The 7,667-nt window shown below is 70.6% G+C and carries 6 protein-coding genes; 5 read left to right on the top strand and 1 reads right to left on the bottom strand.

The features are described 5' to 3' along the window. Positions 1-118: 118 nt before the first annotated feature. On the bottom strand, positions 119-868 hold the full coding sequence (locus tag ACFVWD_RS11810) for a FadR/GntR family transcriptional regulator (RefSeq protein WP_389595393.1): 750 nt from the start codon (positions 866-868) through the stop codon (positions 119-121). A gap of 210 nt (positions 869-1,078) precedes the next feature. Between ACFVWD_RS11810 and ACFVWD_RS11805 the strand changes: the two genes are divergently transcribed. Genes ACFVWD_RS11805 through ACFVWD_RS11785 form a run of 5 tightly spaced genes read left to right on the top strand, consistent with a single transcriptional unit; the run spans position 1,079 to position 7,649 of the window. Further along, complete coding sequence (locus tag ACFVWD_RS11805; protein WP_389595391.1) at positions 1,079-2,707, top strand: ABC transporter substrate-binding protein; 1,629 nt, start codon at positions 1,079-1,081, stop codon at positions 2,705-2,707. A gap of 5 nt (positions 2,708-2,712) precedes the next feature. Then, on the top strand, positions 2,713-3,672 hold the full coding sequence (locus tag ACFVWD_RS11800; RefSeq protein WP_389595389.1) for an ABC transporter permease: 960 nt from the start codon (positions 2,713-2,715) through the stop codon (positions 3,670-3,672). Beyond that, the gene (locus ACFVWD_RS11795) at positions 3,672-5,648 is read left to right on the top strand and encodes a dipeptide/oligopeptide/nickel ABC transporter permease/ATP-binding protein (RefSeq protein ID WP_389595402.1); all 1,977 of its coding nucleotides are present in this window, start codon (positions 3,672-3,674) and stop codon (positions 5,646-5,648) included. The genes ACFVWD_RS11800 and ACFVWD_RS11795 overlap by 1 nt, the downstream gene beginning before the upstream one ends. Then, positions 5,645-6,694 (top strand): oligopeptide/dipeptide ABC transporter ATP-binding protein, encoded by a 1,050-nt coding sequence (locus tag ACFVWD_RS11790; protein ID WP_389595387.1) that lies wholly within the window; start codon positions 5,645-5,647, stop codon positions 6,692-6,694. Before ACFVWD_RS11795 ends, ACFVWD_RS11790 begins: the two co-directional genes overlap by 4 nt. A 19-nt stretch (positions 6,695-6,713) precedes the next feature. Next, positions 6,714-7,649 (top strand): dihydrodipicolinate synthase family protein, encoded by a 936-nt coding sequence (locus ACFVWD_RS11785; RefSeq protein ID WP_389595385.1) that lies wholly within the window; start codon positions 6,714-6,716, stop codon positions 7,647-7,649. Positions 7,650-7,667: the final 18 nt, after the last annotated feature.

Raw genomic sequence — 7,667 nt, 5'->3', positions numbered from 1 at the left:
CCCTCGTACTGGACGTACTTGGGTCTGTGCCCGGTGCGGCGAGAGGGCGTGCATGGCGTCGCAGGGCAGACGGGAATTTGACGACAGGGCCTAGGGCCTGTGGCAGGGGTGGGCGGGTTCAGCCCACTCCCCTGGACTCCTGGGCCGCCCTCGCCTCGATGCCGCGGAAGTGGTCGGCCATCGCGCGTTGGGCGGCCTCCACGTCTCGGGCGCGCAGGGCGGTGACGATGTCGCGGTGGCGGCGGACGGTCAGTTCGGGCGCCGGGTCGTCGGTCCAGCCGCGTATGCCGGCGACCCGGCTGAAGACGGTCCAGAAGGCGCCCAGGAGCTGCGGCACGAGTGCGTTGCCGAGTGAGGCGTACAGCAACTCGTGGAATTCGCGGTCGAGTTCGGGGAAGGGGCGGCCTGAGCGGCCCGTCTCCTCCATCTCGGCCACGACCGCTTCGAGGCGGTCGAGCTCCGGCTCGGTGAGCACAGCCGCCACCCGGCGTATCAGCCCCTCCTCCAGCACCTCCCGTACCTGGAGGATCTCCGCGAGCGCCCCGGTCTCGTTCTTGTCGTCGGGCTGGGCGAGCGTGCGGAAGGTGAGGCCGTCGACGAAGGGGGTCAGCGAGGCCTCGCCGACGTAGGTGCCGTAACCGTGCCGGATGTCGACTATGTCGAGGGCCTGCAGGGCCTTGAGGGCCTCGCGGACGGAGTTTCGGCTGACGCCGAGGTCCTGCATCAGCTCGGTCTCGGTGGGCAGCGGGGCGCCCGCCTGGAGTCTGCGGTCGAGGATCAGCTGCATGACCTCGCGCTGGATCTGGCTGCTCACCCGGCGCTCGGACCTGCGCTCGGACCCGCGCCGGTTCCCGGTCTCCTCAGACATGCGCCGCATCGTACGCTCACTGGACATCCGACGTCCCACCTCCGGGCGGATTCAGCACCAACTACCCGTGTTTCAGGGCTTCATTGGTCGCACCTCTGGAAGATACGCCATTCGTGTGCGATCCCTTGACCGCCCTCACGGGCCCTCTTATGGTCACGCTGCCCACCATGACGTAGGACGTCGTATCTCCCGCCTCTCTCTGGAGGAACCGTGCGCGACGTGACCGACCACTCGGCGCTGCACCGCCGACGTTTCCTGAAGTACTCCGGCGCCCTCGGCGCGGCCGGGGCCCTCTCCTCCTCGCTGGCGGCCTGCTCGTCCGGGCCGCAGTCCACCAATGACACCGGCGGCGGGAAGGGCGGCAAGGACGCGACGCTCACCGCCGTCATCGGCTACGGGAACGACGGCAGCTGGGATCCGACACAGACCGCGTCCGCCTTCGCCATGGCGGCCAACAACCACATCTACGAAGGCCTGCTGGACACGGACCCGATCTCGCGGGAGCCGTACGCGGCGCTCGCGACCCAGGTGCCGGGCGATCTCAGCGGTACGTCCTGGAAGTTCACGCTGCGGGCCGGGGCCACCTTCCACGACGGGAAGCCCGTCACCGCCGACGACGTGGTCTTCGTCTTCGACCGGATCCTCGACCCGAAGACGCAGACCCTCGGCAAGGGCTTCTTCGCGAGCTGGCTGAAGGAGGCCCGGAAGATCGACGCCTCGAACGTCGAACTGGTGCTGAAGTTCCCCTTCCCGGAAGGCATCGCACGGCTCACCCTCGCCAAGATCATGCCCAAGCACGTCTTCTCCCGGCCCGGTGCCTGGGACGACGCGATCAAGGGGAAGGCGGTGGGCTCGGGGCCGTACCGGCAGACCGCCCACCACCCCAAGTCGAACACCACCTTCGAAGCGTTCGCCGCCTACAACGGCCCGCGCGAACCGGCCTTCAAGAAGATGAACTGGCTGACGATCGTGGACGCGGCCCCGCGCGTCGCGAAGATCTCGGGCGCGAGCGCCGGGGCCCAGATCGCCGACAACATCCCGTACGCCAACATCGAGCAGCTGAGGAAGGGCGGCATGACCGTCGAGGGCGGCGCGGGGATGAACAACCTCTTCCTGATGTTCAACACCAAGCACAAGCCCTTCGACGACGTACGGGTGCGCCAGGCCCTGCACTACGCCATCGACACCGGCAAGATGGTCGAGGTCGCCCTGCACGGACACGGCAAGCCGTCGAGCTCGTTCCTCAACGAGGGGAACCCGGCCTACCGGCCGGCGAAGACCGTGTACGGGTACGACCCGCAGAAGGCCAAGCAGCTCCTGAAGGCCGCCGGGGTCTCCGGGCTGAAGATCGAGATCCTGTCCGTGAACGTCAGTTGGATCGTCGACTGTCTGCCGACCATCAAGGCGTCCTGGGACGCGATCGGCGTCGAGACCACGCTCTCGCCGCAGGAGACGACGGCCGTCTTCACGAAGATGGACCAGAAGCAGGACTACCAGGTGGTGGCCGCCGCCTCGAACCCCAACCAGTTCGGCCTCGACGCCGACCTGATCATGCACTACAACTACGGCCCCGAGAACCTGTGGATGCAGTACGCCCGGTGGGCGGGCGACCCGGTCGCGAAGCAGCTCTTCAAGGACATGGACCTGGCGACACGGGAGCCGGACGCCGACAAGAAGAAGACGATGATCCAGGACTACATCGACGTCGTCGCCGAACAGGCCGTGCTCTACCCGGTCGTGCACAACGAGCTGATGACGGCCTGGGACCCCAGGAAGCTCACGGGGCTCAGGGCCCAGCCCTATCCGGGCGTCAACCTCCTTCAGGCCAAGTGGGCCTGACGTAGATGACGGCCATCGTCCGCATCCTGGCCCGCCGTGTCGCCCTGCTCGTGCCGCTGATGCTCGGCATCGTGCTGTTCGTGTTCCTGGTGATGCGGTTCTCGGACGTCGATCCGGCGTCCGCGTTCTTCCAGGGCGCCAACCCGACCCCTCGGCAACTGCACGACTTCCGGCAGCAGAACGGCCTGCTCGACCCCCTCCCGGTGCGTTACGTCCACTTCATCGGCGATCTGCTCCACGGCGACCTGGGCACCAGCGCGCTGACCCGGGCGCCGGTCGTCGACCAGGTCACCACCGCGCTGCCGCTCACCCTCCAGCTCACCTTCCTGGGCCTCGCCATCGCGGTGGTGCTCGCGCTGCTCGGCGGGGTCACCGCCGCGATCCACCGCGACCGGCTGCCCGACCAGGTCATCCGGGTCGTGTCGCTGACCGGGGTCGCGGCGCCCGGCTTCTGGCTGGCGCTGCTGATGATCCAGTACCTGGCCGTGGACCGGGGCTGGTTCCCGACCGGCGGATACATCAACCCCGGTGACTCGCCGATCGGCTGGCTGAAGACGATGACGCTCCCCGCCTTCGCGCTCTCCCTCCCGGTCGCCGCCCAGCTCACCCGGATCGTGCGCACGGCCGTGGTCGAGGAGCTGGACAAGGACTACGTACGGACGGCGATCGGCAGCGGACTGCCGCCGGTGGTCGTGGTCGGCCGCAATGTGCTCCGCAACGCGCTGATCAACCCGCTGACCGTGCTCGGCCTGCGCGTCGGCTATCTGCTCGGTGGCGCGGTCGTCATCGAGACGATCTTCTCGCTTCCCGGGATGGGCAAGCTGATGATCGACGCCGTGAAGAACGGCGACCCGGCGGTCGTCCAGGGCGTCGTCCTGACCACGGCCACCGGATTCGTGGTCGTGAACCTCGTCATCGACATCCTGTATCTGCTGGTCAATCCGCGACTGAGGGATGCCACGTGATGATCCCCCCGCTCTCCCGCCGACGCCTCACCGAGGGCCTCGCCCGGCCCGGCATCCGGCTGCGACGCCTGCCCGTCCTCTCCCGGATCGCCCTCGGCTTCCTCACGCTCGTGGTCCTGCTGGCCGTGTTCGCGCCCCTGCTCGCCCCGCACGACCCGCTCGACCAGCAACCGCAGGCCGGCGGCACCGGCGCCCCCTCCGGCGGTCACTGGATGGGGCAGGACAGCCTCGGCCGGGACATCCTGAGCCGACTGATGTACGGCGCCCGCTGGTCTCTCGCGATCGGCCTGGGCGCCACCGCGCTCGCCCTCGTCGTCGGCGCGCTCCTCGGCGCGATCGCCGCGACCTCGCGGGGGGCCGTCGACGAGACACTGATGCGCTGCCTGGACGTCGTGATGGCGTTCCCCGGCATCGCGCTGGCCGCCGTCCTGGTCGCCGTCTTCGGCGGCGGCATCACGGTGCTGATCTGCGCGATCGCCTTCCTGTTCACCCCGTCGGTGGCCAGGGTGGTCCGCGCGAACGTCCTCGACCAGTACGGCGAGGACTACGTGACGGCGGAACGGGTGATCGGCGCCCGCACCCCGCACATCGTGCTGCGCCATGTGGCCGTCAACTGCGCCGCCCCCGTGCTGGTGTTCTGCACGGTCCAGGTCGCCGAGGCCATCGTCTTCGAGGCCTCGCTGTCCTTCATCGGCGCGGGCGTCCGGCCGCCCGACCCGTCCTGGGGCAGTGTCATCGCGGACGGCAAGAACATGGTGCTGACCGGCGGTTGGTGGGCGACGGTCTTCCCGGGCCTGCTGATGCTGATCACCGTACTGTCGCTGAACATCCTCTCCGAGGGCGTCTCGGACGCGTGGGCCGCGCCCGCGGCGCGGGAAGTGTCGGCGACGGCGACCGCCGGTGACCGGCTGGAGGCGCCCGAGCCCGGCAGCGGAGAGGTCCTCGAACTCCCCGGTCTGACGCAGGCCGCCGCCCGCCTGCGCTCCCGGGCCCGCCCCCTGCCCACCGGCCGGCCGGTCCTCTCCGTGGAGAACCTCGCCATCGGCTTCGACACCCGGCACGGCGGTGTGGACATCGTCGACGGCATCAGCTTCGACGTGCGCCCCGGTGAGGTCCTGGGCCTGGTCGGCGAGTCGGGCTGCGGCAAGTCGCTGACGGCGCTCGCCGTGATGGGCCTGGAACCGAAGGGGGCCAGGGTCCGGGGCCATGTCCGCTTCGACCAGCGCCAGCTGGTGGGCGAGCCGATGCGCGTACGACGCCGTCTGCTGGGCCACGAGATGGCGATGGTCTACCAGGACGCGCTGTCGTCCCTGAACCCGGCGATGACGATCAGGGCGCAGCTGAAGCAGCTGGTGCGACGGGGCGGGAGACAGACGCCCGCAGAGCTCCTCACGCTGGTCGGTCTCGACCCCGAACGCACCCTGCGCAGCTACCCCCACGAGCTCTCCGGCGGCCAGCGCCAGCGGGTCCTGATCGCGATGGCCCTGTCCCGGGGCCCGAAGCTGATCGTGGCGGACGAGCCGACCACGGCCCTGGACGTGACGGTCCAGGCGCAGATCATCACCCTGCTGCTGAAGCTGCGGGAAGAGCTGGGCTTCGCGCTGATCCTCGTCTCGCACGACCTGGCACTCGTCGCGGACGTCACGGACCGGGTCGTGGTGATGTACGGCGGGCAGATCGTGGAGACGGGCGTGACGGCGGACCTGGTGGAGGCACCGGCCCACCACTACACACGCGGCCTGCTCGGCAGCGTCCTGTCCCTGGAGTCGGCGGCCGAGCGGATGACGCAGATCAAGGGGGTCGTGCCCGCCCCGGCCGACTTCCCGGCGGGCTGCCGGTTCGCCGACCGCTGTCCGTCGGCGAGCGAGGTGTGTCGGACGACGGCGCCCGGCCTGCTGGGCACCCGGGCACACACGGCCGCGTGCCATCACCCCGCGGTCGATCTGATCACCACGCAGAGCGAGGCCGTCCAGTGAACGCGCTCATCACCCTCTCCGACACCCATGTCGTCCACAAGGCCCGCTCCGGCGGCCTGTTCACCCGCGACCGGGTGTACGCCCTGACCGGCGCCGACCTCACCATCGCGCCCGGCGAGACGGTCGGCGTCGTCGGCGAGTCCGGGTGCGGGAAGTCGACGCTGGCGAAGGTGCTGGTGGGCGTCCAGCGGCCGACGTCCGGCACCGTGCGCTTCCGTGACCGTGACCTGTGGTCGATGCGGCCCGCCGAACGACGGGCGTCCGTCGGCGGCAGCACGGGCATGGTCTTCCAGGACCCGTCGACGGCCCTGAACCGCCGCCTGCCCGTACGCCGGATCCTGCGGGACCCCCTCGACGTGCACCGGCGCGGCACGGCACGGGAACGGGACGACCGGGTGCGGGAGCTGATGTCCCTGGTGGGCCTCCCCCGCGCCCTGGCGGACGTCCTGCCAGGTCAGCTGTCCGGCGGTCAGCGCCAGCGGGTGGCCATCGCGCGCGCCCTGGCCCTGGACCCGGACCTGGTGGTGGCCGACGAGCCGACGAGCGCGCTGGACGTCTCGGTCCGCGCCCAGATCCTCAACCTCCTGCTGGACCTGAAGGAGCGCCTGGACCTGGCCCTGGTCTTCGTCTCGCACGACATCCAGACGGTACGGAGGATGAGCGACCGGGTGATCACGATGTACCTGGGCCGGATCGTGGAGGAGTCCCCGGCCGCCGAGGTCACCGACCGGGCCCGGCACCCGTACACCCGGGCCCTCTTCTCCGCGACGCCCGGCCTCCTGGACCCGATCGACCCGATCCCGCTGGTGGGCCCGGTGCCCTCGGCCACGCACCCGCCCACCGGCTGCCCGTTCCGCACCCGCTGCTGGAAGGCCGACGAGGAGTGCGTGAGCGTGATGCCGGACTTCACGGCCGCGTCGACGCCGGACCACCGCTTCCGGTGCCACCATCCTGTGAAGGAGGACCAGTCGACGCGCGACCTGGTGGCCCAGGCCGGGTCCGCCGCGCCCGCCGTGGCCGACATCCCCGCCCAGCAGCAGCCTTGATCGCCCCGAGGGAGTCTTCATGCCGATCCCCACCCCGCTGACCGGTGTCGTTCCGCCCGTCTGCACGCCCCTGACACCGGACCGCGAGGTGGACGTCCCCTCGCTCGTCAGGCTCGTGGACCATCTGGTGGAGGGGGGCGTCGACGGCCTGTTCGTCCTTGGCTCGTCCTCGGAGGCGGCGTTCCTGACGGACGCCCAGCGGCGGCTCGTGGTGGAGACGGTGGTCACCCATGTGAGAGGCCGGCTCCCCGTGCTGGCCGGGGTGATCGACATGACCACGCCGAGGGTGCTGGACCATGTGGCGTATGTGACGGCGGCGGGCGCGGACGCGATCGTGGCGACCGCCCCCTTCTACGCCCGCACCCATCCGGCGGAGATCGCGCGCCACTTCCGCCTGGTCGCCGCCCGCTCGTCCGTGCCCGTCTTCGCCTACGACATCCCGGTGTCCGTCCACACCAGGCTGGGCGCGGAGCTGGTCCTGTCCCTCGCCGCGGAGGGCGTGCTGAGCGGCCTCAAGGACTCCAGCGGCGACCTCGCCGCCTTCCGCGCCGTCGTCACGGGCGCCCGCGCCCACCCCGACATCACCGGCTTCACCGCCCTCACCGGGTCCGAACTCGTCGTCGACTCCGCGCTCGCACTCGGGGCGGACGGGGCCGTGCCGGGTCTCGCCAACGTCGACCCGCACGGGTACGTACGGCTCGACCGGCTCTGCCGAGGGGGCGACTGGGAGCGGGCGCGGGCCGAACAGGAGCGGCTGTGCGGGCTGTTCGGGATGGTCGGGGTGGGGGATCCGGCCCGGATGGGCGGGGGTTCGTCGGCGCTCGGGGCGTTCAAGGCGGCGCTGCACCTACGAGGCGTCATCGCCTGTCCGGCCACGGCGGAGCCGCAGGTGCCGCTGTCGGAGGCGGAGGTGGAACGGGTGGGGAAGTACCTGGCGGGGGCGGGCCTGCTCTAGATCCCGTCGTACGGTGCT

Origin of the sequence: Streptomyces sp. NPDC058086, assembly GCF_042885015.1 — a bacterium.
Lineage (GTDB): Bacteria > Actinomycetota > Actinomycetes > Streptomycetales > Streptomycetaceae > Streptomyces.
This window is presented reverse-complemented; position numbering and strand designations above follow the sequence as displayed.